The organism is Candidatus Seongchinamella marina (genome assembly GCF_026262685.1).
Lineage (GTDB): Bacteria > Pseudomonadota > Gammaproteobacteria > Pseudomonadales > Halieaceae > Halioglobus > Halioglobus marinus.
In genome coordinates this window covers 624,606-649,535 of sequence record NZ_SHNP01000003.1, presented here as the reverse complement: position 1 = coordinate 649,535, position 24,930 = coordinate 624,606, and the positions used below count along the sequence as shown (strand labels likewise).

Genomic DNA, 24,930 nt, shown 5'->3' with positions numbered 1-24,930 from the left:
ATTCGCCGCCTTATGATTATTTTACGCGACATCGAATTGCGCCGCGGCGCCAAGCTTCTGCTACAGGATGCCCAACTCACCATTCAGCCGGGGCAAAACCTGGCGCTTATCGGGGCCAATGGCAGCGGCAAGTCCAGTCTTTTCGCCCTATTGCTGGGAGAACTCGGAGCCGATACCGGTGAAATCGAAGGCATGAACAACCTGCGCCTCTCGCACATGGCTCAGGAAGTGCATGCTACAGCCTTACCCGCCGGTGAATATGTCTGGCGCGGAGACGAACAACTGTCGCGACTCATGGACAGGCTGGCAGCGCTCGAGGAACAGGGCGATTATGAACTGACCGCGCCTATTCACACTGAGCTGGAGTCCATTGATGGCTACAGCGCAGCCCGCAAGGCAGAGGTGCTCCTGCAGGGGCTTGGCTTTGGAGAAAACGCAGCCAACAGACCGGTCAGCGACTTTTCAGGTGGCTGGCGCATTCGCCTCAACCTGGCTAGGGCGCTAATGACGCCCTCCGATATGTTGCTACTGGACGAGCCCACCAACCACCTCGACCTGGACGCCACCCTTTGGTTACAGCAGTGGCTGCAGCAGTACCCCGGTACCCTGCTGATGATTTCTCACGATCGTGACTTCATCGACGGCACTTGCGAGCGTATTTTGCATATCGAACGACAGCAGCTGGGAAGTTATAAAGGCAACTACTCACAATTTGAGGCTCAGCGAGCCGAGAGACTGGCCAATCAGCAGGCGACCTTTGAAAAACAGCAGCGCAGGATCTCCGAAATAGACGATTTTGTGCGTCGCTTCCGCTACAAGGCGACCAAGGCCAAGCAAGCACAAAGCCGCCTCAAAGAGCTGGAGCGCATGCAAACAGTGGCGCCGGCGCATATTGACTCTCCCTTTGACTTCAGTTTTTTGCCTCCAGAGAAGTCCAGCGATCCGTTATTGCGTCTGGACAAAGCCGCCCTGGGCTATGCAGACCAGGCCATTCTCAACGGTGTGGATATGCAGCTTCGCCCTGGCAGTCGATATGGTCTGCTGGGCCGCAACGGTGCCGGCAAATCAACCCTGCTGAAATCATTGGTCGGACAGTTGCCTTTGGTGGGCGGACAAATCAGCGCCGGTGAGCATTGCAACATTGGCTACTTTGATCAGCAGCAATTAGAAGCACTGGATATGGAAGCCAGTCCTCTGCTGCATATTCAACGCCTTAGCCCCGAGGCCCGGGAGCAAGAGGTCCTCAACTTCCTCGGTGGCTTTGATTTTCGTGGCGACGCGGCTTCCAGTCCGGTCGCGCCCTTTTCCGGAGGGGAAAAGGCCCGACTCGCCCTTGCCATGGTGGTCTGGCAGAAACCGAATCTGCTGGTACTGGACGAACCCACCAACCACCTGGACCTTGAAATGCGGCATGCCATGGAAGTGGCATTGCAGGCATTTGAGGGCGCCTTGATCCTGGTCAGCCATGATCGTCATATGCTGCGCAACACGGTAGAAGAATTACTACTGGTACACGACGGCCAGGTGGAGGAATACAAACAGGACCTGGAAGGCTACGAAAAGTGGATTCTGTCCAGCTTCAGGGCGGACAAACCCGCCGAGCAAGCCAGCGAGGCTGGTGACAGCTCCCGCAAAGAAAAGCGTCAGCAGGCCGCCGCCCAGCGCGAGAGGATTCGCCCGCTGAAAAAACAGCTGGACAAAACGGAAGCCGAAATGACAAAAATCGAAAATTCACTGGCAGCGCTGCAGGAACGGCTGGGGGATGCCGATATCTATAGCGAAGCCCGAAAAAATGAGCTCGCCGAATTACTCAAGCAGGAAGGTGAATTTAAATCGCGGGCAGACGCACTGGAAGAGACCTGGCTTGAACTGCAGGAAGAGATCGAACAAGTCCAGGCCCTGGCAGTCGACTAGTTCAACCGTTTGCCACCAGCTTCAGTTTATCCGCACGGCTCAGGTTCTTGATCGCCGCTTCACGCATCTGGGCAGCGCTGCGATCGGTGGCAGGTGCGGACCAAAGCTCGACAACGGGGCGTCGACCACTGGTGTATTTTGGTCCGCCAGCAATCTCGCCATTGTGCTGACGCAGGCGCCTTGCCAGATCTCGCGCTATACCGGTATAGAGCGTGCCATCGGCGCACTCCAAAATGTAGACAGACCAATTTTCCTGCGGATTGCTCTTCAAAGCAGTACCTCGACCTCGCTGCAAAGCTAGCCGCGATTAAAGCGATGGTATCGTTCAACCAACGCCAGTAATTTCTCCGGCTTGCGTGCCTTGCGCCACTCACCGGCAAGAAACTTGTTGCTCTCTCCCAGCGTGGGGTAAATGTGAATGGTTCCCAGAATTTTGTTTAAACCCAGGCCGTGTTTCATGGCGATCACAAACTCGTTAATCAACTCACCGGCATGGTAACCAACAATAGTCGCCCCAAGGATGTGGTCACTGCCGGGGCGGGTAAGCACTTTTACAAATCCACCCGCTTCGCCATCGGCAATCGCGCGGTCCAGATCACTGATGTCGTAACGGCTTATCTCGTAGGCGATGTTCTGCTCTATAGCCTCCTCCTCATTAAGGCCAACCCGACCCACCTCCGGATTGGTGAATGTCGCCCATGGCACAACGGAATAATCCACGCGAAACTTTCGGAAACGGCCAAACAAAGCGTTTACCGATGCATACCACGCCTGGTGACTGGCCATATGCGTGAACTGGTAAGGACCAGCAACGTCTCCGGCGGCAAGAATACTGGGAATACTGGTTCGCAGGTAATCATCAACTTCAACGCGACCGGCTGAATCCAAAGCAATACCCAGAGACTCCAGACCCATACCGTCGACGTTGGCCGTGCGCCCCACCGCCAGTAGCACCTGATCAAAAACGATCGACTGGTTCTCTCCGGCGACAGTCAGCTGACAGCGTTTCTCTTCACCAGATAAAAATTCTACCGGCTCAGCATGGGTCATCACCGTAATACCCTGCGCGCAAAATGCATTGAGGACATGAGCGCACACATCGTCATCTTCGCGGGGCATCAGGCGCTCTGAGTGGGTCACCAAAGTCACCTCGCTCCCCAATGATGAAAAGGCTTGAGCCAATTCACAACCGATAGGGCCAGCCCCTAACACCAACAGACGTTGCGGCAAGACATCCAACTCCCAAACCGTGTCCGATGTCAGGTAACCCACCGCCTCTAATCCCGGGATATCCGGAACCCGCGGGCGGGCTCCGCTGGCAATAACGATATGACGCGCGCTTATCCGGTATCCATTTACCTCTACTTCCCAGGGCGAAACGATTTGCGCTTCCCCTTGCACGCAGTTCACACCCAGGGATGTAAATCGTTCAACCGAATCGTGCGGCTCGATGGTCTTGATAACGGATCGAATTCGTCCCATCACTTCCGGAAAGCGCACCTGAACATCCATGGGTGCGAGGCCGAACTCCTCTGCCCTTCTTGCATAGGCAGCCATTCGTGCGGAGCGAATGAGCGCCTTGGATGGCACGCAACCGGTGTTGAGGCAGTCACCACCCATGCGATCACGCTCGATGAGTGTCACTTTCGCCTTCACCGTCGCAGCAATCAATGAGGAGACCAGGCCAGCTGAGCCGGCTCCAATCACTATCAGGTTGTTGTCAAAGCGCTTGGGCTTGCGCCAGGCCGACAGCACACGGCGGTTTGCCAGCCAACTCACCAACCATTTCGCCACCAGTGGAAAAACCCCAAGCAACACAAACGACCCCAGTAGCTCTGGCGAAATAATCCCTGCCAGTGAATCCAGTTGTCCGAGCTGAGTGCCCGCGTTCACGTAGACCGCCGTGGCGGGCAGCATGCCCAACTGCGAAACCCAGTAGTAACGCCAGGTCGCAATGGGGAGTAGCCCCATTAGCAGATTGATCAGGAAAAAAGGAAATAACGGCACCAGGCGCAGGGTGAATAAATAGAACGCGCCGTCTTTAGCAAAGCCTTGATTGATCGCTGCCAGCTGACGACCAAAGCGCTCCTGTACCCAGTCACGCAGCAAGGTCCGCGACACCAGAAATGCCAGGGTCGCTCCAACACTACTGCCAAACGAAACCAATAGCAGGGCATACCAGAACCCAAACAGCGCGCCTCCCGCCAGTGTCATCACCGCCGCGCCGGGTACCGACAAGCCGGTGACCACGACATAGATACAAAAATAAATGCCCCCGGCCAATAGCGGATTATCGTCGTACCAGCCGCGCAGCTCACCCATCCGCTGTTGAACTGCCGACAATTGCAGATACTGGCCCAGGTCAAGGGCAAACCAGGACCCAAGTGCCAGCGCAAGTATCGTGAGAATAAGTAGTTGTTTTTTGTTCAAAACGTCCCCATACACCAAAGTAAGTTGAAGAATGTCACCGGCGCTGTAGTTGCGCGTGGAGTTATAGCATAGAGCACTGAGGCCATTGCTAAAAACTCTGACCTTCTTGCTTGTGCCGTTAAAAGCCGGTGGTATTATGACCCAACTCAAACCTACGCGGTTTGCACGACCGCAGATCAAACGGAGAGCAACATGTCAGACCAGATCGTACACGTGAGTGACGCCACTTTTGATGCCGAAGTACTTAATTCCGATATCCCCGTGCTGGTGGATTTTTGGGCAGAGTGGTGCGGCCCCTGCAAAATGATCGCCCCTGTTCTGGACGAGATCGCTGTGGAATACGAAGGGAAGTTAAAAATCGCCAAAGTAGACGTTGACGCCAACCCCGAGATTGCGCCCAAGTTCGGTATCCGCGGAATTCCAACTCTGATCGTTTTCAAAGGTGGCAACGCAGAAGCAACCAAGGTCGGCGCTCTCTCCAAAACCCAGCTGACAGAATTCATTCAGGAAGTGGTCTAACAGCCCCTGATTTAATTTGCATCACTGCGACGGCCACTCACTAATAAGTGGCCTAACCGCTTCGTACTTCGCGCGCGACTAACAGCGTCAACAATCATCTGTCGACAACCAGCGAACCGGCTCACTGTAATCCGATCAAACATCCTCCTGTGATAGGCAGGCCCAAACATGTTCTGGGTCCATCACTTAGCGCTTGGCCACAAAAAGTGGGACCGCAAAAAACCCTGGAGCGTTTGCAAGCTCCTCGAAGGGGTCCCAGATCGTCTGGATAAAGTGAAAATTAGCGGTAGACGGCCCCTTCCCTGCGTGCTACCTTTTCTCTCGTTGCACATGCCTGTGCCGCAATAATAAAACTACCACCCAATTTTAAAGCTCCAATTTGCTGACCGAAGTCCGCACGTTCCCAATTAACCCGAATCCCCTCAAGCCTGAATCACACTATTAATCTATGAATCTTACCGATCTAAAAACCAAATCCACCCAGGAACTTATCGATATCGCCAAGGATATGGGACTGGACAACATGGCCCGGTCCCGCAAACAGGACATCATCTTTGCCATCCTCAAACGACACGCCAAGAGCGGAGAGGATATTTACGGTGACGGTGTGTTGGAGATCCTACAGGACGGTTTCGGCTTCTTGCGCAGCGCAGACAGCTCCTATCTTGCCGGGCCGGATGATATTTACGTGTCCCCCAGCCAGATTCGTCGCTTTAACCTGCGCACCGGTGACACTATTTCCGGCAAAATCCGCCCACCCAAGGACAGCGAACGCTATTTCGCGCTGCTCAAGGTTGGCGAGATCAACTTCAGCAAGCCGGAGAGCGCGAAGCACAAAATTCTGTTCGAGAACCTGACTCCACTGTTCCCGGACGAACGCATGACCTTGGAAAAAGGCAATGGCAGTTCCGAGGACCTGACGGGGCGTATCATCGACCTGGTAGCCCCCATCGGCAAAGGACAGCGCGGTCTGTTAGTTGCACCGCCCAAAGCCGGTAAAACCATTATGATGCAGAACATCGCTCAGGCGATTATCAGCAACAACCCGGATTGCCACATCATCGTGCTGCTGATTGATGAACGTCCGGAAGAAGTAACGGAGATGCAGCGATCAGTCGGTGCCCGCGGTGCTGAGGTAGTTGCCTCCACCTTCGACGAACCTCCATCGCGTCACGTCCAGGTGGCCGATATGGTCATCGAAAAAGCCAAACGCCTGGTAGAACATAAGAAAGATGTCGTTATTTTGCTGGACTCTATTACTCGTCTTGCTCGTGCCTACAACACGGTTATCCCCAGCTCCGGTAAAGTATTGACCGGTGGTGTAGACGCCCATGCCCTGGAACGCCCCAAGCGCTTTTTCGGTGCGGCGCGAAACATCGAAGAAGGCGGCAGCCTATCCATCATCGCCACTGCGCTGATTAACACCGGCTCCAAAATGGATGAAGTGATCTACGAGGAATTCAAAGGCACCGGTAACATGGAGCTGCATCTGGATCGCAAAGTTGCGGAGAAGCGAGTTTATCCGGCCATCAATATTCGCAGCTCCGGTACTCGTCGTGAGGAACTCCTCACCGGTGAGGAAGAACTGGCGCGCATGTGGATTCTGCGCAAACTACTGCACGGCATGGAAGATACCCCGGCAATTGAGTTCCTTATCGATAAGCTCAAGGATACCAAAACCAATGACGAGTTCTTCTTGTCAATGAAGCGCAAGTAAGCGCTTCTGCGGTCTGGTAACTCGCAGCACAGTTAGCACTGAACTGGCGTCTCTAAGGCGCTTGTCCCTGACACTTAAGCCCTAGCGTAAGCCGGGCTGCAATCCCGTTGCTAAGCCCGCATTGAGGGTGTACTGTTTCCCACCAACGTCCGTTGAGAATAGTGATCAGTGAAGTACAAGGATCTGCGCGAATTTATCGCCGAGTTAGAGCAACGTGGCGACCTGGTTCGCATAACAGCCGAAGTCGACCCCAATCTGGAAATGACCGAAATCGCCGACCGCACATTGCGCGCCGGCGGCCCCGCACTGCTGTTTGAAAACCCCAAGGGCCACAGCACCCCGGTACTGGCCAACCTGTTCGGCACCGAGCAGCGTGTCGCACTTGGAATGGGTGAAGAGGAAGTAAGCGCGCTGCGCGATATTGGCGAACTGCTTGCTTATTTGCGCCAACCAGACCCCCCAAAAGGTATGCGTGACCTGGTAGACAAAGCACCTATTCTGAAGCAAGTGCTCAACATGGGTCCCAGCACAGTGCGTAACCCGCCCTGTCAGTTCCACGCCAAAACCGGTGACGAGGTTGACCTGTATCAACTGCCTATACAGACCTGTTGGCCGGGCGATGCCGGCCCCCTGGTCACCTGGCCACTGGTGATCACGCGCGGTCCGGAGAAAGAACGGCAGAATCTCGGCATTTACCGCATGCAGTTAATCGCGAAGAACAAGCTCATAATGCGCTGGCTTTCGCATCGCGGTGGCGCCCTGGATTATCGCGACTGGCAATTGAAGAACCCTGGCAAACGCTATCCTGTGGCCGTCGCCCTGGGCGCAGATCCGGCGACCACCTTGGGCGCTGTCACTCCCGTTCCCGATGGCATTTCCGAGTACGCGTTCGCCGGCCTGTTGCGCGGCAGCAAAACCGAGGTCGCGGACTGTTTTACTCCGCTGTGCCGAGAGCAGGAACTGAAAGTGCCAGCGACTGCAGAGTACATCCTGGAGGGTTTCCTTGAACCCGGAGAGGAAGCGGACGAAGGCCCGTTCGGCGACCATACAGGTTATTACAATGAGGTCGAGCGCTTTCCCGTGTTCACTGTGGAAGCGATTACCCATCGGGAGTCGCCTATTTATCACAGCACGTATACCGGCCGGCCGCCGGATGAGCCCGCCGTTCTGGGCGTCGCCTTGAATGAGGTTTTCGTCCCTCTGCTACAAAAGCAATTCCCGGAGATTGTGGATTTTTATCTACCCCCTGAGGGCTGCTCCTACCGAATGGCGGTGGTCACCATGCGCAAGGAATATCCCGGTCACGCAAAACGCGTGATGCTCGGCGTATGGTCTTTTTTACGTCAGTTCATGTACACAAAATTTGTCATCGTTACCGATGAAGACGTCAATGCCAGGGACTGGAAAGATGTGATTTGGGCAATGACCACCCGCATGGACCCGCAGCGAGACTGCGTGTTTATTGAGAATACACCGATCGACTATCTCGACTTTGCCTCGCCAGTGGCGGGGCTCGGTTCCAAGGTGGGTTTTGACGCCACCAACAAGTGGCCGGGCGAGACGCAGCGGGAATGGGGTGAACCCATCTCGATGGACCCAGCGGTTAAAGACCGGGTCGACGATATCTGGGATGAGCTGGGTATAACGCTGGATTAACAAGCACCCGCAGCTCGGGGCTTCAGGTTCGAGCCAGCCGCTGTGCCTGTGGCACCGTGTTTTCTGGCATCGGCAGATCTGGCAAGTCGGCTTCTTTCAATTGCAAACCTTCACGAAAGTAGGCCCCGGCCACTTTGGGCTCACCCAGAGCAACCAACAAGCGTCCCAACTCCGCGCAAATTTCAGCGCTGCGCTCCAGGCGATAGCAACTTTCAAAGTAATCTCTGGCCTTACCCCAAAGTTTTTCCCGGGCTGACAAACGCCCAAGGCACAACAACAGCTGGGCATCTTCGGTGTGAGCTGGCAACCAGTTCTCGGCCTGTGCAAGTTGCTTTGCACTGTCCTGACCGAGCACATAGCCATACTCGCGCACCAGCTTCGAATCCCAGGTTTGCTTGAGCGCTCGTGGAATGACTTTCTCGGCTGTCGCATGGTGCCCGCCCTTCACCAGCAAAGCCACGTACTTATCCAGTGCCGAAGCGTTCTGCTTTAAGTGGGCAGGCATTGCTTGCCACGCCTGCTGCAGCGCATCGCCGGAATCGTCGCCCTGAGCACTGGATATCAACATTTCCGTATAAATTTCACGCTCTAATTTTTCCAGCGCTTCGGCAGAAAGTACTTTGTATTTTTTCAGCTCGGGCAACAGGCTAACCAGCTCCTGCCAGTCCTTAAGTCCATAATAGGCACGATGTAAAAGATCCAACACATAGGGATGCCGCCCGGCATTGCGTCTGGCGCGCACCAGTGTCGCCAGGGCCTGTTCAAATTGCCCGGAATGCAGGCGCAGCTCCGCCTGGGTAAGCTCAACGGCAATACCCGCTTCCGACTCTGCGTCTTCCGCAGCGCCCAGGTATTCGCGCATTTTATCCGGCTCATTCAAGTGATAGCTGGATCGGGCCGCCATCAGGTAGTTCACCAGCGGTGCTTCACTATTTTTGGCGCCCCTTAACAATTGGCGTCTGGCACGAGTCCAGTTGCCCTCGATAAAGCTAATCAACCCGCGCGTGGTCAAACGCGAAGAGGCCCGAACCCTGCGACCCCCAATCCAACTGGCCAGAGACTGTTGCCCGCCCAGTAAGCGACGCACCAATCTTAGCGTCAGGTAGATCAGCAGGGTGAATACGGCAAGCAACACTATGCCCACCCACAGGCTGGTCTCCACCGTGTAGTTTCCATAGGCCACCAAAATATAACCAGGATCGGTTTCAATAACGGCGACAATTCCCACCCCCAACAGTAATGCAATGAGCAGCAGTGCAAAGAGTTTACGCATGGTTTACTCCGCGCCTCCCTGCTGCAGGCGCTGCCTGACAGCATCATCCAAAGCCTGCAGAGAACGCGTCAGGTTGGGCATAACAACCTGAATTGTCTGCCCTTCCAACTGGGCAATCTCCCGCGACATCGCGCGAGCGGCAGCGTCGTCAGTGTCGAAGAACTGGGCAACCCAATGCTGCGAACGCTGCAGACTCTCCACATAAAGAGTCTGGTTGCCAGACAGCAAGGCCACCTGGGCCTGTTCCAGCAACATGCGCAGGTTTTGCCGCACCAAACCCTCCCACTGGGGATCCATCAACGCTTGCATGGGCACGTCTCGACGGCGAATCACAATATAGTCAGAGAGCTTGCGTGCCGCTTCTTCATAACCACGCTCCAGGCGAACCTGCCAGTCACCTTCCTCTGGCCTCGCCTCAGGTTGATCTTCCTGCTCTTGCATTTGAAAAATCACCAGCCTGTCAGCCTGCTCGACCAGGGCCGAAAGTCGGAGATAAATACCTTCGACATCGACTTTAGGCACTGCCCGCAATGCGGCCTGCTCCGCCGCAACCGCGGCGCGAACATCGTGCAAACTGACATCATCCAATTGCCGCAAAATGCTGTCCGCGCTGTCCAGCAGGGCAAGCGCCGAGTCGGTATCACGGGCCATTACCACACGCTGGTTAGCCAGGCGCAGCAGGTACTGTGCCTCGGCCCGCAGCCAGCTCTCATGATCATTGGCACTAAACGCCGCAATCTGCTGGTTCTGGGCATCCAACTGCTGAGAAAACTGCTGCAAGGACGCTGACTGATTGGTTGAGGCGGAATTCGCCGCGTCCAAACCTGTTTTCAGCTGCTTGCGTATGTCTTGCTCAAGAGATTGTAACTGGCCCTGGAGTTCGGCCTGCTGCCCGCCGGTTTTATTTTCCAGTTTATTGATACGCCGCTTGAGATCTTTCTCCCGATCCATACCCTGCTGGAGAGACCAACCGGCGGCGCCGGCCAGCACCAAGACCAACAATAACGCCAACCAGCCAACGAAGGACGAGCCTCCTTTTGCTGGCGCAGGTGCGGGCGTTGCAGACGTTGGCTTATCTGCTTTGGCTGCAACCTCCGCTTTTTTGTCTGGCTCCGGTGCAGTATCCGTGACCTCGACACTGGACTGCGCCGCGGCGGAAATCGAGGTACCGTCCTCGGGCTTATCTTTTTCTTCGCTCACTCGCTAGTCTCCGGCTCGCCACTGCTGCAGAGCCTGCAGCATGGCGGCATCCGAGGCATTCGCCGCGGTTACCACATCATTGAAACCTGCCTGTTGGGCCAGCTTCGCCACCCGGGGCGAAGGCACAACAAGACCTATATCTCTAAAGTTAGTGCTTTCTTTGTCGCTAAGCAATGTCAGCATGTTATGCAAGCCTTCTCCGCTGCTAATCATCACCACATCAACCGCTTTGCGGAACAACAATTCAGCCAGGGATCCGGATGCCATTTCCGGGCAGGCTCGTCGATAACAGGCCAGCTCGTCTACTCTTGCTTCTCGCTGGTGCAGTGTTTCCCGCAGGGTTTTACGCCCCCCGGTCCCCTTGACGATGAGAACTCGCTGTCCGGCAACCTGCGCCAGTTCTGGCAAAGCAAGCAGTCCCTCGCTGTTTATTTGCTCTTTGGGGGACAGCGGACTCAAGCCCCTTGCCTCGAGTATCCTGGCAGTGGCATCACCTATTGCATACCATTTGATTCCGCTAGGAAGCTGCGGCCAATAATCTTCGATGCACTCAAGACCGAAGCGCACCGCATTGGAGCTAATAAAGATCACGTGCTGATAGCAGTCCAGGTCGAGAACATGCTGACGTTGCGCCGCGGCTAGCTCTTTAAGGGGCACCAGTTCCAGCATCGGTTGATGGTGAACAGATGCATAACCCGCCTGTGCTAAGGCGCGAAGCAATTCGTCCGCCTGACCGGCGGGGCGAGTGACTAATACGCTAGTCGCCATAAACCTCTGCCAGAATCGCCGCAGCACCCTGCGCTAACAGTTCATTGGCAACACTGATGCCCAAATTCTCCGCATCCTCTGGCGGGCTAATTGCCTCGGCCCGCAAAACTTCTGATCCGTCGGGCCGACCCACCAGGCCACGAAGGCGCAGGCGACCATTATCGAGGTACTCAGCGAAACAGGCGATTGGCACCTGGCAGCCTCCGTTAAGGCGTTGGTTCATTGCCCGCTCGGCAATCACCCGTTGCGCTGTCAGTGGATGATGCACCGTTTGCAGCAACTCCAGCACGTCGCTATCCCCCTCTCGCAGTTCAATGCCCACTGCGCCCTGACCGCCCGCGGGCAGGGAGTCATCTACACTAATACTGTCGGCAATGCGCTCGCCAAAGCCAAGTCGAATCAGCCCGGCACTGGCCAGAATTATCGCATCGTACTGTCCCTCATCCAGCTTACGCAGGCGAGTGTTGACGTTGCCGCGCAGGAATTTTACTTGCAGGTCGGGCCTGCGGGCCCGCAGTTGGCATTCACGCCGAAGACTTGACGTGCCGACGACTGAGCCTGCCGGCAATTGCGCAAGCGACTCGAAATTATTGCTGACAAACGCGTCAGTGGGATCTTCGCGCTCACAAATAACGCCCAGGGTCAGACCCTCAGGGAAACTCATAGGCACATCTTTCATTGAATGAACGGCAATATCTGCACTGCCATCGAGCAGCGCTGTCTCCAACTCCTTTACAAACAAGCCTTTGCCACCCACCTTTGCCAGCGGCACATCCAGCAGTTGATCACCGCGTGATGTCATACCCAGTAGGCTCACCTCTAATCGGGGATGGGCGCTCATCAGGGCATCGCGAACGTATTCAGCCTGCCAGAGTGCAAGGGGACTCTCACGAGTGGCGATGGTGAGCGTGCGGGTGGGCATGTCTGGGTTTCCTTACAAACAGATGGGCCTATCGTTAGACTATTATCATACCATTGTGCAGTGGCCGTATCAGCGCCGCGCGAGCCGTTCCTTCGCCTCGGCCAGGTGCCGGCGACTAATCGCAGGCGACATTTCCAGACCATCCAAGACCGCGTGCCAGGTGCCATTGTCCGACTTCTCGAGGCGCAACAGGTATTGCAGAGCAACCAGGGCGTTGCGATGAACCCGTAAAAGATTATCGCCAAACTCCTGTTCAAGGTCTTTCAGGGTATCGGGAATAAGCAGCTCTTGTGTTGCGGAATGTGCGGTCACATACTTTTGTTCGGCAATGAAACAGCGAACCTGATCCACAGCAATGGATTCAAAACCCCGATGGGTATGGCTGCTCACTGACCTGCGCTGATTGCCTGCGCCACCAAGGTCCTGCAAATTGGCCAACTGCAGCCGGTTTACCCGCGCCGCGCCTTCCAAAGCTCCGGCCAGCTCCTTCTCTCTCACAGGTTTTAACAAATAGGCCATGGTATTATGCTGCAACGCCTGCAGCGCATACTCATCAAATGCGGTACAGAATACTACCGCTGGGGGCGAGTCACCGCGTTCCAGTTCCGCCGCAACTTCTATTCCATCCATACCCGGCATACGAATATCCAGCAATAACAAATCAGGCTGCTCAGCGGCCACTGTCGCCAGTGCTTCGGCGCCATCAGACGCCTGCAAACACTGAGCTTCAGGCCGTATGCGTGAAAGCAAACGCAGCAGGCGCTCGCGGGCCAATTGCTCATCGTCAACGACCAATATCTTCACAAACCCTGCTCCGGCGAATAAGTCAGCTCTACCGTGAAGGTGCCCTCACCCGGGATAACTTTCAAGCCCGCACTACTGCCATAAGTGACTAGCAAGCGTTGCTCTACGTTAGCGAGTGCCATGTGATTACCGGCAGATTCAACCACGCCCGCTGGCATGGGGTTATCCAATACAGCCAATATGGAACTCCCGCGTCGATTCACCGAAACCCGAATGAGCCCACCTTCCGGCAAACGCGAAATGCCGTGATAAACTGCATTTTCAACTAGGGGTTGCAGAATCAGGCTAGGCATCGGTGCATCACGAGCCTCCTCTGCCACCTGCCATTGGACCTGTAGTCGCTCCCCCAGCCGCAATTGCTCGATTCCGAGGTAGAGTTCACAGAGGCGCATTTCATCGGCCACCGTGGTGCCCTCCCGACTTTCCTTCAGGCTGACGCGAAACAGTTCAGCGAGGTCCTCTATCGCCTGCTCTGCCGAATCCGGTCGAGAAACAATCAAACTGGCAATGCTATTGAGGGTATTGAACAAGAAGTGGGGACGAATGCGCGCACGCAGTGAATCCAGGCGCGCTTCCAACTCCAGCTTTTCCTGTATTCGTAATTGCTGCTGCAGATAAAAATAGCGCAACACAATGCCGCCTATGACCAGTGCTATCAGCAGATTGCGCAAGGTCCACCAGGCGTTGTCAGTCTCGCCTGCAAGCCTGGGAAACAACTCAAGCGCTAGTAAGCTGGTGGCAGCGGTGACCGCAACAATAAGACAAAGGCTGAATACGGAGGAGACGGGCAGGCTTAGACGACTGAAAGGCTTGCGGCTTTGGCACAATAATAATGCGCTGACCAGTACCACCCATTGCACAAACAATGAGCAGCTGGCCAACAAGTCCCAGTTGTACTGCGGCAGGTCACTACTGGCGAGGGTGTAAACCATGACCAGTAATTGAGCCAGCAGAACCATGACAAAAACCGGCCGTGGCTCACACAAATCGGGAATAAAAAACTCGCCGAGCTCCGCCGACTCCAGCTCGCGCTCGCGATCAGTTGGCACGGGGGGCATAGGTGCGTTTTCGTGAAGACATAGCTGGTATACTTGCATCCCTTGGTGGCCCGAACAAGGTAAAAAGTTACCCTCGGGTGGGACGATTCAGCAACAGGACAGGTAATGAGCAAGCAACAGGACACCAGCAAACTCTGGGGCGGACGCTTTAGCGAGGCCACTGACAGCTTTGTGCAACGTTTTACTGCCTCGGTAAGTTTCGACCAACGCATGGCGGCTGAAGATATCGCAGGCTCGCTCGCGCATGCTGCAATGCTCTGCAAAGTCGGCGTACTGAACGACGAGGAACTACAACAAATTCAGGATGGCCTGGCGCAGGTGCAGCAGGAAATAGAAAGCGGAGAATTTCAGTGGTCAGTGGAACTGGAAGATGTGCATATGAACATCGAAGCCAGATTGACCGCACTGATCGGCGTTACCGGCAAAAAGCTCCACACGGGTCGTTCGCGAAACGATCAGGTTGCTACTGACATTCGCCTGTTCCTGCGCAGCGCAATCGACCTGATCGCTGAGGAGTTGACGCGTCTGCAGTTTGGAACCATTGAGCTCGCGGCGCAAAATACCGACACCATCATGCCCGGATTTACCCACCTTCAAACGGCGCAGCCGGTGTCCTTTGGGCACCATCTGTTGGCCTGGAATGAAATGCTGGAGCGAGATTTTAGCAGGCTTATGGATTGCCGCGCACGCATGAACCAATCTCCCCTTGGCGCAGCCGCCTTGGCAGGCACCACCTATCCAATTGATCGTGCCCATACAGCGGCGGCGCTGGGCTTTGACAAACCTACCGAGAACTCACTGGACTCCGTATCCGACCGAGATTTTGCCATTGAGTTTTGCTCGTTTGCGTCCCTGCTAATGACCCACCTGTCGCGGATGTCGGAAGAACTGGTGATATGGACCTCGGCCCAATTTAATTTTATTGAGCTGCCTGATCGTTTCTGCACCGGTTCGTCCATCATGCCGCAGAAAAAAAATCCGGATGTACCAGAACTGGTGAGGGGAAAAGTAGGCCGGGTCAATGGTCACCTGATCTCCCTGCTAACCCTGATGAAAAGCCAACCACTGGCTTACAACAAAGACAATCAGGAAGACAAAGAGCCCTTGTTTGACACCGTCGATACGGTACTTGACTCGCTGCGAGCCTTCGCCGATATGGTGCCCGCCATCAAACCGCGGGTGGAACAAATGCGCGAAGCAGCGCGTTCGGGGTTCTCCACCGCAACAGACCTGGCAGACTACCTGGTCGGCCTTGGCCTGCCTTTCCGAGATGCCCATGAGGTTGTTGGCAAGGCTGTTGCTCACGGCGTCAACACTCATATGGACCTGGCAGAAATGGAACTGGCGACCTTACAGGGCTTTTGTGCTGATATCGGCGAGGACGTCTTCGAGGTGCTAACCCTGGAAGGCTCCCTCTGTGCGCGTGATCACCTGGGAGGCACTGCGCCTGGCCAGGTTGCGGCAGCAACCGAGCGAGCGAAGGCGTTGCTTGAACAGCGCAAAGAGTCCTCGCCTTCGCGGCAATAGCGAAAGAGTCTCCTACCAGCCGGCGTATCTAAGGCTCGCCTGAAAGGTCACATCGGGCGCTGTTTCCACCTGCACATCTTCAACAATGCTCAGATCCAGCGCCCAATGTTCGGCGAAGCGCCATCGCCCCCCCGCACTCAACATGATCGCGGATTCACCCAAGGCGTCAATATCGCTGTCAGTGGGTGCTGCGTGGAGATCCAGCTGCCCCAGCAATGACCAGGCCGCAGTCAGTTTCCAGTCCAGCCCAAGGCCAGCAAACCACAAGTCCTGCTCCTGCATATTGCCGGCCAGATCAAGGTCGCCTGCGCGAAGATACCCAAGCTGCCCGTGCCAGCGTAGAGGTAATTCACTGCCATGATCGCCTGAAAACCGAACTGCAAGGTAAAAGTCATCTGATCCCGACCCCAGGAACTCATCCTCGTCACCGGTAGAAAACTTGTAGCCCAGGACAACCGCGGCCGAAGATGTGTCGGCAGTGTAGAAACGATGACTCAGCGCCAGGGTAATATCGCCCAATCCCGATGCATCGTCCTGTAACGAGAAGTCATCGCCTCCAACGTAGCGGTAATCCAGTAAATCTTGAACGACCTTGGACCTGCCTCCATCGGACATACCCCAAAGGTCATGCCAGCGTTCAATCGCCGAATCCAGATTGCCCCCACTGTGGTCCAGCCAGGGCAGCTCCAGTTGCAGGTCCCAATTATCGGCAAGGGCATAGCGTGCCTCGATCGCCAGACGCACGGTTTCGCCATCGAAATTGAGAGACTCGCTATTGTTATCTTCAGAGACGTAATGGCTGGCAATACTGCCGTGCACCGCCAGGTCTAGACTGCCTGTCGGAGCAATATCCGCGCTGCGCTGGGAGGGAAGTCCCAACAAGCCAGCTATCGGACTCAGGTTCTTTACATAAAGAGGCTCTGCAGCGGCAGAGCACGCTCCCAGCAATAATAAGCATAGTGACTGGGTCTTCAAAGCCATCGGAAGTCAATTTCCCCCTGAATTTTCATTTGCTCCACGACGAAAGGCCGAAACAGGCTACCATCGCGGGTATTGCGCCAGTCTTCAGCCTCCGCGTCATATTGATAGTGAAAGCCACCGGAGCGGGCGGCCAGCCATAGCTGCCGCACTGGCGGCTGCCGACTAAAAACCATAGTCGTACCGTTCTCGAAGGTCACCGTCAGTACCCCGCCACCGGCTTCGTAGTCGAGGTCACTGTCTACCTCATCGAGGGCATACTCCACCGCCTCGAAAGCCTCATCAACCCGTTCACCAAACTCTGCCTCTGAAATCACCTTCGATTATCCTGTGTTGAAATTGCCCACATGATACGGGCTGCTCGCATGGCTTACTACCGGCGGGTATAATCGCTGCTTTTGCATTTCGGGAAGGCTCATGCGTTACATTGCCACACTGACACTGCTGGGCCTGCTCGCCGGCTGCGGACAGACTGGTCCGCTATATCTGCCGGGTGACGAGCCAGAAAGCAGAAGCTCCATGCCAGGCAGCTCCGAGCCAGAGAGCACCACCGAAGAAAACTGAAACAACGAGATAAATCATGGAAAACTTCCCTTTCCGCGACGGTGAACTGTTCGCCGAGGACACATCAGTCAGCGACATTGCTGACCGCTTCGGCACGCCCTGCTACATCTATTCGCGCGCGGGACTGGAAGGCGCCTTTCGCCAATATCAGGATGCACTGGCCGGTTGCGAGCACCTGGTGTGCTACGCGGTAAAAGCCAACTCCAACCTGGCGGTGCTGGATACCCTTGCCCGGCTTGGCGCGGGCTTCGACATTGTTTCGGCAGGCGAGCTTCATCGCGTAATCGCCGCAGGTGGAGACCCCAGCAAAGTGGTGTTTTCCGGGGTTGGCAAAAAGCCCGACGAAATGGCACAGGCGCTGGAGCTGGATATTGCCTGTTTTAACCTTGAATCCGCCGCAGAACTGGAAGTGCTAGCAGGAGTTGCCGCACATGCAGGCAAAACTGCCCGCGTTTCGGTGCGCGTAAACCCGGACGTCGACGCCCAGACCCATCCCTACATTTCCACCGGACTGCGGGAAAACAAGTTCGGGGTTACGATGGAAGAGGCTTTACTGGTGTATCAGCGAGCGGCGAAGCTCCCCAATATTGAGGTAGTCGGGGTCGACTGCCATATCGGCTCACAGTTGACCCAGATCAGCCCCTTCATTGATGCACTGAAACGCTTGCTGGCTCTGATTGACGAGCTGGCAGAGCAAGGCATTGTATTGCGTCACCTCGACCTGGGCGGTGGGCTGGGTGTTTGCTACAAGGATGAAAAGCCTCCCTCTATCGCGCAGTACGTTGCAGCAGTGCGCGAAGAACTGGGTGATCGCCCTCTTCAGCTGGTTTTCGAGCCAGGGCGGTCTATCGCCGCCAATGCAGGCTTACTGCTCACCACGGTGGAATACCTAAAGACTACACCTGAACACAATTTCGCCCTTGTTGATGCCGCCATGAACGATATGATTCGCCCTGCGCTGTACCAGGCCTGGCTGGATATTCGCAACACTCGCGAAAGCAATGTCGGCCAAAGTGCTAGCTGGGATGTCGTGGGTCCGGTCTGTGAAACCGGCGACTTTCTCGGCAAGCAGAGACAGCTAAGCCTGCAACAGGGCGATTTACTGGCACTTTTTGGTGCGGGTGCCTATGGGTTTACGATGAGTTCCAACTACAACAGCCGACCCCGTGCTGCCGAAGTCATGGTAGATGGAGAAAAGGTTCACCTGGTGCGAGAGCGAGAATCCATTGCTGACATTATTCACGGTGAACACCGCCTGCCGGATTAAACCATGCTGCTGAAGTTCACCAAAATGCACGGCGCGGGCAACGATTTTATCGTTGTCGACCTGATTAGCCAGCGCTGCAAGCTAAGGCCCCGCGAGATACGCAAGTTGGCGGATAGACGCTTTGGCGTAGGCTGCGACCAGGTGCTAATAGTAGAACCTCCTGGAAGACCGGATATAGACTTCCGTTATCGAATCTTCAATGCCGATGGTGGTGAAGTTGAGCAATGTGGCAACGGCGCTCGCTGCTTTGCCCGTTTCGTGCGCGATAACAAACTGACCAGCAAGCGGATCATTTCCGTGGAAACAGCCTGCGGCGTGATCCAACTGCGATTGCGCGACAACAACCAGGTAGAAGTCGACATGGGCGCGCCGGTACTGGAACCGCAAAAAATTCCTTTCGATGCGCCTGAAGAGGCGACGAGCTATCCATTACAGGTCGAAGAAAACGTGCTTGAAATAGGCGCAGTATCGATGGGTAACCCCCACTCGGTCTGCCGAGTAGACGACGTGGATAGCATAGACATCGAGCACCTTGGCCCATTAATTGAACATCACCCACGTTTCCCGCAGCGAACCAACGCTGGCTTTATGCAAATTGTCAGCGAGACCGAGATCAAGCTGCGAGTGTTCGAGCGCGGCGTAGGCGAAACCCTGGCCTGCGGAACCGGCGCCTGTGCGGCGGTGGTTTACGGTTTATCTCGCGGATGGCTGCGCGATACCGTGACAGTTAATCTTTCGGGCGGTAAGCTATCCATATCATGGGCGGGCCCCGGCCAACCTGTGATTATGACCGGCCCCACCGCTTCGGTGTTCGAGGGGACAATAAGAATCTGAGGTGCCATGTGTGGTGACCTCTGAAAGACCAGGGGAGCGACACCATGTCTAACGAACAGGCGCAGGCTATTGCACCGGCAACAGAACTTAGCGATGAGCAGGTCAGGGAATACCTGAAGCTCAATGGCGACTTCTTGCAGCGCAACCCGGATATGCTCGACCACCTGCATATCTCTCACGCCTCTGGCAGCGCGGTTTCACTGGTAGAAAAGCAGGTGAGCGTGCTGCGCGAGCGCAATATCGACATGCGTCACCGCCTCAACGCGCTTACAACCAACGCGCGCGACAACGACAAACTCTACGAACAAACTCGCAAACTGGTGCTTGCCCTGCTGGATGCCAGTAACCTGGACAGCGTTTACAGCGCCTTTATGGATGCCATGGAGAAAGACTTCAAGGTCGATTATGCCAGTCTTATCCTGTTTGGCGAGCCGTCTTCTGACGGTAAGTGCCGTGTCGAAACCTCAGAGGCCGCAAAAATAGAGATCGGCGCACTGTTAAAAGGCCGCAAGCCGGTTTGCGGAGTATTGCGCAAGGAAGAGTTGGCCTACCTGTTTCCCGATGCAGGTGAAGTAGGCTCCGCTGCGCTGATGCCTCTGGCCAACGGCGAAGAACTGGGACTGATCGCCGTGGGTAGCGCTGACGCCAACCGCTACAGCAGCAGCATGGGTACCTTGTTCCTCACCCATATCGCCGACGTCATCGTCCGCTTGTTGCCGCACCTAAAGTAAGCTGATGTGAAGAGCGCGCTAACAGACGCCTGTAAGGAGTTTATTGACTACCTGAGAGACGTGCGTCAGTTGTCACCTCATACCCTGGAAAACTACCAACGGGATCTGGCTTCCCTGCAGCGCTACGGTGAACAGATCAAAAAACAAACAGCCGCGGAACTGGACGAAGCAGATATTCGCGCATGGGTGAGCCAGTTACATCGCCGGGGGCTGGCCGGCAGCAGTATTCAGCGCAGCCTGTCTGCTGCACGCTCTTTCTTCAACTATCTCAGCCGCATCAATGGTCACCCACGCAACCCCGCCGCCGCGGTTCAGGCACCGCGCAAACCCCGAAAACTGCCCAAAACACTGGATGCTGATCAGGTAGATCGCTACCTGATGTTCGAGGACGATAGTCCCACCGCCCTGCGCGACCACGCCATGGCGGAATTATTTTACTCCTCAGGCCTGCGCCTGGCCGAACTCAATTCAGTCAACATAAATGATATAGATCGCGGCTCCCGACTGCTCACCGTAACCGGCAAGGGCAATAAGACGCGCACAGTGCCTGTGGGAAGTGCTGCCCTGAAGGCGATTGATAAATGGCTGACCGCGCGCCCCGATATTGCAGCCGATGAAGACGCCAGCGTCGCCCTTTTTACCAGCAACCGAGGACAGCGGATCAGCGTGCGCAATATTCAGGCGCGACTGAAGCTGCAGGGCCGCAAGGCGGGAATGCGCCAGGATGTTCACCCCCACATGTTGAGGCATTCGTTTGCCAGTCATATGCTGGAGTCCTCCGGAGATTTGCGCGCAGTGCAGGAACTGCTGGGGCACGCTAATATTTCCACTACCCAGATTTATACCCACCTTGATTTCCAGCATCTAGCCAAGGTGTATGACGCGGCCCATCCCCGGGCCAAGCGACGAAAGCGAGACTAGCGTGTGACGATAAAAGTAATTACCTTCGATCTGGACAACACCCTGTGGGATGTGGAACCGGCTTTATTGCGCGCGGAAGATGCGCAGCGTGTCTGGCTGCTAGAGCACCGCCCCGGCACCATAGAGCAATACGATCATCAGGCCCTTTGGGAATTCAAAAAATCAGTATGGAAGCGTTTCCCGCATTTTGTCCACAACGTCAGCGCCATGCGTCACCAGATGCTACTGGAGCTGCAAATGGCCGCCGGTTACGAAGAAGAAAAAGCGCATGAAGGGGCGAAGCGGGCGTTCGCTGAATTCCTCGCAGAGCGGCACCGGGTAGAGCTTTACGAGGAGGCTCTCGGCGTTCTGGAAACACTGGCAAAGCAATACAGCCTGGGAGCCCTCACCAACGGCAATGCGGACATTTATAAAACGGACGCGGGAGAGTACTTTGATTTCGCTTTTTTGGCGGAAGAATTCGGTGCCAGCAAGCCGGCGCCCGATATGTTCCACGCAGCCATGGCCACTGCGAACGTTGCAGCCGATGAAATTATTCACGTGGGTGACAATCCTGAGCACGATATTCAAGGTGCCCGGGAGGTCGGTATGTTTACGGTGTGGATGAACTCACAAGGCGAGCAATGGCCTGGGGGGGGCAGGGCTGATCAGGAGATCGACAACTTGTTGGACTTACCTGACGCCATAGCGGCCATCGCCTCACGACAATAGCTAAATTGCGTCTTCGCCAGTTTCGCCGGTGCGAATGCGGATCACCTGCTCAAGATCAGACACGAAAATCTTGCCGTCACCAATTTTTCCGCTGTTGGCAGTAGCAGCAATGGCCTCTATGGCGCTTTCCACGTCACCATCAGCTACAGCTATTTCCAACTTCACCTTGGGTAGAAAATCGACCACATACTCTGCACCACGGTACAACTCCGTGTGGCCCTTCTGACGACCAAAGCCTTTGACCTCAGTCACGGTGATTCCCTGCACGCCTATCTGCGACAGCGAAGCTCGAACGTCGTCCAACTTAAAAGGTTTAATAACGGCTGTGACCAATTTCATTAGTGAGGTCTCCTTATCTGGAAGCGACTCATCATAGGGACATTTACACCGGGAGTAAATTGATGAGGATCATCGATAGCTGCCGTGCGTCGTCTGCGCAGCTTGGTACCCTTTTGCGACCAGCGCAGCCTGTAAAAATAAAAAAGGGGCCATAAGGCCCCAAGTAAGGCGCATTTAACCATGCGCCTGCAAGATAGTAGTGCTTACTTGGTCGTAAACTCAGGGTAGGCTTCCATACCACACTCCGCCAGGTCCACACCCTCGTACTCTTCCTCTTCGCTGACTCGAATGCCCATCACTGCCTTGAGCACGCCCCAGACAATCAGGCTAGTGACAAATACCCAGCCGAAGATAGTTACCGCACCAATCAACTGGCCGCTGAAGGAGGAGCCGTCGTTGGTAAGCGGCACCAGCAGCAGGCCCAGCAATCCAACCACACCGTGCACAGAGATCGCACCGACCGGATCATCAATTTTCAGCTTATCGAGGGTCACGATAGAGAACACAACCAAAGCCCCACCTATGCCGCCGAACAAAGTCGATTGCAACGCCGTAGGAGTGGAAGGTTCAGCAGTAATCGCGACCAGTCCAGCCAGGGCGCCGTTGAGGGCCATGGTAAGGTCTGCCTTGCCAAACATAATTTTGGCAACCAGCAAAGCAGCGATCAGGCCACCAGCTGCGGCCGCGTTGGTATTCATAAATACGACCGCCACCGAGTTAGCGCTCTCCACGCTGGCCGTTGCCAGCACCGAGCCGCCGTTAAAGCCGAACCAGCCCATCCACAGAATAAATGTGCCGAGCGTGGCCAGTGGCAAGTTCGCACCGGGAATGGCGTTGATCTGCCCCTGGGGGCCGTACTTGCCCTTGCGAGCACCCAACAAAATAACACCTGCAAGCGCTGCCGCGGCGCCAGCCATATGCACAATGCCAGAACCTGCGAAGTCAGAGAAACCGAGGTCGCCAAGGGTATACATGCCAAACACCGCATTTCCGCCCCAGGTCCAGGAACCTTCCATCGGATAGATAAAACCGGTCATGACCACCGCAAATGCCAGGAAAGCCCACAGCTTCATGCGCTCAGCCACGGCACCGGATACGATGGACATGGCCGTTGCAACGAATACCACTTGGAAGAAAAAGTCTGCCGATGGTGCGTAAGTGGCAGCCTCTTCAGCGCCTGCAACACCGTCGCCGGTGATGTTGGAAAGGAACAGGTCGCCGCCGTACATAATCATATAACCGCATATCATGTACATGGTGCAGGAGACCGCATACAACGCGACATTTTTAAGTAATATTTCGGTCGTGTTCTTGGCGCGAACCAAACCTGCTTCCAGCATTGCGAATCCGGCAGCCATCCACATGACCAGCGCACCGCATATCAGGAAGTAAAAGGTGTCCAGCGCGTACTGCAGTTGAAAAATATTGTCTTCCATTAGAATAACTCTCTCTTATTCAGTTCAGGGATTAGATGGCTTCTTCGCCGGTTTCACCGGTCCGAATCCGAATCACTTGCTCCAGGGGCGAGACAAAAACTTTTCCGTCACCGATCTTCCCTGTATTTGCAGCATTGGTGATTGCTTCAATCGTTTGCTCAACGACACTGTCGGCTACCGCCACATCGATCTTTACCTTGGGCAGAAAGTCGACAACATATTCAGCACCTCGATACAACTCGGTGTGGCCTTTCTGGCGACCAAAACCCTTTACTTCTGTCACAGTGATGCCCTGAACGCCGATTTCAGACAATGCCTCGCGCACATCGTCCAGCTTGAAGGGCTTCACTACCGCCGTGATTAATTTCATGTTTGTCTCCTGGTATTTAATATGGGACGCCAACTTGGGCGCCCCCGGTTCGGCTCAATTTCGACTACATGCTTTTGGATATTGAGAAAACCACGGTGTTTTCACCCCAGTCAGTGCCGAACACATCTTCCTCATCAAGCGTTGTGCCCACATAAGCAGCACCAAGGTCCACACCCACAACAGACCAGGTCAGGCCCACGGAATAGTCGGTATAGGAACCTTCACTGGTACCCAAGAAACCTCCATCTTCCTCCAGGTCGTTATAACCGACATGAACGTCCAGGCCCCAGTTTTCGCCAAGGGAAAAGCTGTAGTTCGCGTAGTAATAGAAGAAGGTATCGGTTTCACCGTAGTAGTCATCGGAGTAATTCAGGCCGATGGTAAAATCGTGAAACGAAAAGCTGCCGTAAACTTCCTGATAGTCGCCCTCGGCGCCATCGTCTCCGGGATAGTCGTAATACATGTAGCCCACATCGATGGCTGAGTTTTCACCCACTTCCATGGCCCAGCCGGCATAGTAGTCCAGCTCCAGGGAACCGTTGAAACCATCTGTGCTATCGAAATCGACCGAAGAGCCCCAGGTACCGACATAAATACCGTTATCGAAGGCGTAATCAAAACCGCCCTGGATAGCGATATCTTCGTTCGACTGCGAGATACCACGGAAGCGATAGTCACTGACCAGTGAAACGTTGGCGCTAATTTCGCCAGCCTGCACGGTGGTAGCCATAGCTCCAGACAGTAATGAGACTGCAATTGCTGCGGGAAGTACTTTTTTCAACATGTTTCATATCTCCATGATTTGTTTGACTGGGTGTTAGCTGTGTAATGCGCCATCTCTTCACGGGCACACTGTGTGCGCTGTGACGCTCTGCACTGGGTATTGCATCGGCTGTGCCAAATAGAAATATTTTCATTAAAATCAGAGTGTTGGGCTGAAAATGGCCATTAAATAGCACCCTTGAAGCACTACCGGCGGGCTGCTCAATGC

25 protein-coding genes are annotated in these 24,930 nt (G+C 55.2%); 11 read left to right on the top strand and 14 right to left on the bottom strand.

The genetic code is table 11. The annotated features are described in order from the left end of the window. The first annotated feature begins 12 nt into the window (after nt 1–12). Nucleotides 13–1,914, top strand: a complete 1,902-nt coding sequence (locus EYC87_RS11315) for an ATP-binding cassette domain-containing protein (RefSeq protein WP_279252963.1) — start codon at nt 13–15, stop codon at nt 1,912–1,914. Nucleotide 1,915: 1 nt separating this feature from the next. Here the strand turns inward: EYC87_RS11315 and EYC87_RS11310 are convergent, their stop codons facing one another. Further along, nucleotides 1,916–2,185 (bottom strand): GIY-YIG nuclease family protein, encoded by a 270-nt coding sequence (locus EYC87_RS11310; RefSeq protein ID WP_040542541.1) that lies wholly within the window; start codon nt 2,183–2,185, stop codon nt 1,916–1,918. A 26-nt stretch (nt 2,186–2,211) separates the two neighbouring features. Next, complete coding sequence (locus EYC87_RS11305) at nt 2,212–4,344, bottom strand: FAD-dependent oxidoreductase (RefSeq protein ID WP_279252962.1); 2,133 nt, start codon at nt 4,342–4,344, stop codon at nt 2,212–2,214. An 84-nt stretch (nt 4,345–4,428) separates the two neighbouring features. Between EYC87_RS11305 and trxA the strand changes: the two genes are divergently transcribed. From trxA to ubiD, 3 genes are all read left to right on the top strand, one after another. Further along, complete coding sequence (trxA, locus tag EYC87_RS11300; RefSeq protein WP_341474990.1) at nt 4,429–4,863, top strand: thioredoxin TrxA; 435 nt, start codon at nt 4,429–4,431, stop codon at nt 4,861–4,863. Between the two features lie 448 nt (nt 4,864–5,311). Then, entirely contained in the window at nt 5,312–6,580 is a 1,269-nt protein-coding gene (gene rho / locus EYC87_RS11295) for a transcription termination factor Rho (protein ID WP_007230540.1), read from the top strand. Nucleotides 6,581–6,748: 168 nt separating this feature from the next. Then, nucleotides 6,749–8,236, top strand: a complete 1,488-nt coding sequence (gene ubiD / locus EYC87_RS11290; protein ID WP_279252960.1) for a 4-hydroxy-3-polyprenylbenzoate decarboxylase — start codon at nt 6,749–6,751, stop codon at nt 8,234–8,236. 22 nt (nt 8,237–8,258) lie between these two features. On the opposite strand, the gene EYC87_RS11285 is transcribed toward ubiD, so the two are convergent. From EYC87_RS11285 to EYC87_RS11260, 6 genes are all read right to left on the bottom strand, one after another. Beyond that, nucleotides 8,259–9,509, bottom strand: a complete 1,251-nt coding sequence (locus EYC87_RS11285; RefSeq protein ID WP_279252959.1) for a heme biosynthesis HemY N-terminal domain-containing protein — start codon at nt 9,507–9,509, stop codon at nt 8,259–8,261. A gap of 3 nt (nt 9,510–9,512) precedes the next feature. After that, nucleotides 9,513–10,709 (bottom strand): uroporphyrinogen-III C-methyltransferase, encoded by a 1,197-nt coding sequence (locus tag EYC87_RS11280; protein ID WP_279252958.1) that lies wholly within the window; start codon nt 10,707–10,709, stop codon nt 9,513–9,515. A 3-nt stretch (nt 10,710–10,712) separates the two neighbouring features. Then, nucleotides 10,713–11,477 carry a uroporphyrinogen-III synthase gene (locus EYC87_RS11275; RefSeq protein WP_279252957.1) on the bottom strand — a complete coding sequence of 255 codons (765 nt, stop codon included), beginning with the start codon at nt 11,475–11,477 and terminating at the stop codon, nt 10,713–10,715. After that, nucleotides 11,467–12,399 (bottom strand): hydroxymethylbilane synthase, encoded by a 933-nt coding sequence (gene hemC, locus EYC87_RS11270; protein ID WP_279252956.1) that lies wholly within the window; start codon nt 12,397–12,399, stop codon nt 11,467–11,469. Before hemC ends, EYC87_RS11275 begins: the two co-directional genes overlap by 11 nt. Nucleotides 12,400–12,468: 69 nt before the next feature. Next, the gene (locus tag EYC87_RS11265) at nt 12,469–13,203 is read right to left on the bottom strand and encodes a LytR/AlgR family response regulator transcription factor (RefSeq protein WP_279252955.1); all 735 of its coding nucleotides are present in this window, start codon (nt 13,201–13,203) and stop codon (nt 12,469–12,471) included. After that, nucleotides 13,200–14,261, bottom strand: coding sequence for a sensor histidine kinase (locus EYC87_RS11260; RefSeq protein ID WP_279252954.1), 1,062 nt, complete (start codon nt 14,259–14,261; stop codon nt 13,200–13,202). Before EYC87_RS11260 ends, EYC87_RS11265 begins: the two co-directional genes overlap by 4 nt. Nucleotides 14,262–14,366: 105 nt before the next feature. On the opposite strand from EYC87_RS11260, the gene argH reads away from it, so the two are divergent. Beyond that, nucleotides 14,367–15,788 carry an argininosuccinate lyase gene (gene argH, locus EYC87_RS11255; RefSeq protein ID WP_279252953.1) on the top strand — a complete coding sequence of 474 codons (1,422 nt, stop codon included), beginning with the start codon at nt 14,367–14,369 and terminating at the stop codon, nt 15,786–15,788. 12 nt (nt 15,789–15,800) lie between these two features. Here argH and EYC87_RS11250 read toward each other — a convergent pair whose 3' ends face one another. Both EYC87_RS11250 and cyaY read right to left on the bottom strand, forming a co-directional pair. Continuing rightward, nucleotides 15,801–16,769, bottom strand: a complete 969-nt coding sequence (locus tag EYC87_RS11250; protein ID WP_279252952.1) for a DUF3187 family protein — start codon at nt 16,767–16,769, stop codon at nt 15,801–15,803. Beyond that, the gene (gene cyaY / locus EYC87_RS11245) at nt 16,760–17,083 is read right to left on the bottom strand and encodes an iron donor protein CyaY (protein WP_279252951.1); all 324 of its coding nucleotides are present in this window, start codon (nt 17,081–17,083) and stop codon (nt 16,760–16,762) included. Before cyaY ends, EYC87_RS11250 begins: the two co-directional genes overlap by 10 nt. Before the next feature lie 100 nt (nt 17,084–17,183). Between cyaY and lptM the strand changes: the two genes are divergently transcribed. The 6 genes from lptM to EYC87_RS11215 are packed head-to-tail and all read left to right on the top strand — an operon-like array spanning nt 17,184 to nt 21,794. Next, nucleotides 17,184–17,330: an LPS translocon maturation chaperone LptM gene (lptM, locus tag EYC87_RS11240; RefSeq protein ID WP_279252950.1), complete on the top strand. Its 147-nt coding sequence runs from the start codon at nt 17,184–17,186 to the stop codon at nt 17,328–17,330. 16 nt (nt 17,331–17,346) lie between these two features. Continuing rightward, the gene (lysA, locus tag EYC87_RS11235) at nt 17,347–18,597 is read left to right on the top strand and encodes a diaminopimelate decarboxylase (protein ID WP_279252949.1); all 1,251 of its coding nucleotides are present in this window, start codon (nt 17,347–17,349) and stop codon (nt 18,595–18,597) included. Between the two features lie 3 nt (nt 18,598–18,600). Further along, nucleotides 18,601–19,431 carry a diaminopimelate epimerase gene (dapF, locus tag EYC87_RS11230; protein WP_279252948.1) on the top strand — a complete coding sequence of 277 codons (831 nt, stop codon included), beginning with the start codon at nt 18,601–18,603 and terminating at the stop codon, nt 19,429–19,431. Between the two features lie 44 nt (nt 19,432–19,475). Beyond that, complete coding sequence (locus tag EYC87_RS11225; RefSeq protein WP_279252947.1) at nt 19,476–20,162, top strand: DUF484 family protein; 687 nt, start codon at nt 19,476–19,478, stop codon at nt 20,160–20,162. A 6-nt stretch (nt 20,163–20,168) separates the two neighbouring features. Then, the gene (gene xerC, locus EYC87_RS11220) at nt 20,169–21,083 is read left to right on the top strand and encodes a tyrosine recombinase XerC (RefSeq protein WP_279252946.1); all 915 of its coding nucleotides are present in this window, start codon (nt 20,169–20,171) and stop codon (nt 21,081–21,083) included. Nucleotides 21,084–21,086: 3 nt separating this feature from the next. Further along, nucleotides 21,087–21,794 (top strand): HAD family hydrolase, encoded by a 708-nt coding sequence (locus tag EYC87_RS11215; protein ID WP_279252945.1) that lies wholly within the window; start codon nt 21,087–21,089, stop codon nt 21,792–21,794. Here the strand turns inward: EYC87_RS11215 and EYC87_RS11210 are convergent, their stop codons facing one another. The 4 genes from EYC87_RS11210 to EYC87_RS11195 all read right to left on the bottom strand — a co-directional run bounded on the left by EYC87_RS11210 (nt 21,795) and on the right by EYC87_RS11195 (nt 24,723). Then, entirely contained in the window at nt 21,795–22,133 is a 339-nt protein-coding gene (locus EYC87_RS11210) for a P-II family nitrogen regulator (protein ID WP_040542510.1), read from the bottom strand. It abuts the gene before it with no gap. A 203-nt stretch (nt 22,134–22,336) separates the two neighbouring features. Further along, nucleotides 22,337–23,569 (bottom strand): ammonium transporter, encoded by a 1,233-nt coding sequence (locus EYC87_RS11205; RefSeq protein ID WP_279252944.1) that lies wholly within the window; start codon nt 23,567–23,569, stop codon nt 22,337–22,339. 31 nt (nt 23,570–23,600) lie between these two features. Continuing rightward, complete coding sequence (gene glnK, locus EYC87_RS11200; protein WP_007230504.1) at nt 23,601–23,939, bottom strand: P-II family nitrogen regulator; 339 nt, start codon at nt 23,937–23,939, stop codon at nt 23,601–23,603. 64 nt (nt 23,940–24,003) lie between these two features. Next, complete coding sequence (locus tag EYC87_RS11195; RefSeq protein WP_279252943.1) at nt 24,004–24,723, bottom strand: TorF family putative porin; 720 nt, start codon at nt 24,721–24,723, stop codon at nt 24,004–24,006. Nucleotides 24,724–24,930 lie beyond the last annotated feature (207 nt).